Source organism: Actinoplanes sp. NPDC048791, assembly GCF_040650095.1.
Lineage (GTDB): Bacteria > Actinomycetota > Actinomycetes > Mycobacteriales > Micromonosporaceae > Actinoplanes.
Map to the genome: position 1 here is coordinate 1 of NZ_JBEZGQ010001690.1, position 1,144 is coordinate 1,144.

The following is a 1,144-nucleotide window of genomic DNA, read 5'->3' on the forward strand; positions in this document are numbered from 1 at the left end:
CCGACCCAGACCACCCCGACCCAGACCACCCCGACCCAGACCACCCCGGCCCAGCCCGCGCCGGTCGACCCGCCCAAGGGTGACTGCGTCACCGGCGCCAAGCTCGTGCCGAGCTGCGGCGTGCTGTGGGGTGCCGCCGCCGGTGGCTTCACCGACGCGCCGCGTGACGAGGCGCTCAAGGACTGGGAGAAGCTCAGCGGCCGCACCGCGAGCATCTTCCACGCGTACCACAAGGGTGACGAGCCGTTTCCGACCAAGTCCGAGATGGCCATGGCCCGCGACGCCGCCAAGCCGCGCGTGCTGCTGCTGAACTGGAAGATCGCGTACGGCTCCAACTGGGCCAAGGTCGCCAAGGGCGAGCAGGACGCGCGCATCGACCGTTTCGCCGCCCGGATCAAGTCGAGCTTCCCGGAGAAGTTCTTCCTCGTGCTCAACCACGAGCCGGAGAACGACGTCGTGGCCAAGGCCGGCTCCGGCTGGGAGGCCAAGGATTTCGCCGCCATGTACCGCCACACGATCCTGCGCCTGCGGGCCAAGGGTGTCACCAACGCGATCAACGTCATGGCCTACATGGGCAACGAGAAGTGGATGGCGCAGTCGTGGTGGAAGGACCTCTACCCGGGTGACGACGTCGTCGACTGGATGGGCCTCGACTCGTACGTGAGCGCCGAGAAGGGCTACTACCACTTCGGCCTGTTCGGTGACCTGCTCGACCGCAAGCCCGCCAACGGTGGCCTCGGCTGGTACGACTGGGCCGCCACCAAGCACGCGAGCAAGCCGATCATGGTTGCCGAGTGGGGCGTCTACCACCGCGTCGGCAAGGTCACCGACAAGGCCGCCGGTTTCCGCAGCGTCCTGCCGGAGCTCAAGAAGCGCCCGGGTATCAAGGCGATCGTCTACTTCGACACCAAGCGCGACGACCAGGGCGACCGCGACATCAGCATCGACAGCACCAAGACGGCCCTGGCCGCGTTCCGTACCCTGGCCGCGGACAAGATCTTCGACGTGAAGCTGCGCTGAGCGTCGTCCACTGTGCTCACGAGCCGCCCGGCGGGCCTGCCGGGCGGCTCGTGCCATGTCAGCTTCCGGCGACGGCCATCGTGCCCTTGCCGCTGCGCTTCGCCTCGTACATCGCCGAGTCGGC

The 1,144-nt window shown here is 68.1% G+C and carries 1 pseudogene; it reads left to right on the top strand.

Going from position 1 to position 1,144, the window contains the following annotated elements:
- A pseudogene (locus AB0C29_RS49655) lies at positions 1-1,020 on the top strand (hypothetical protein); the annotation flags it as partial.
- Positions 1,021-1,144: the final 124 nt, after the last annotated feature.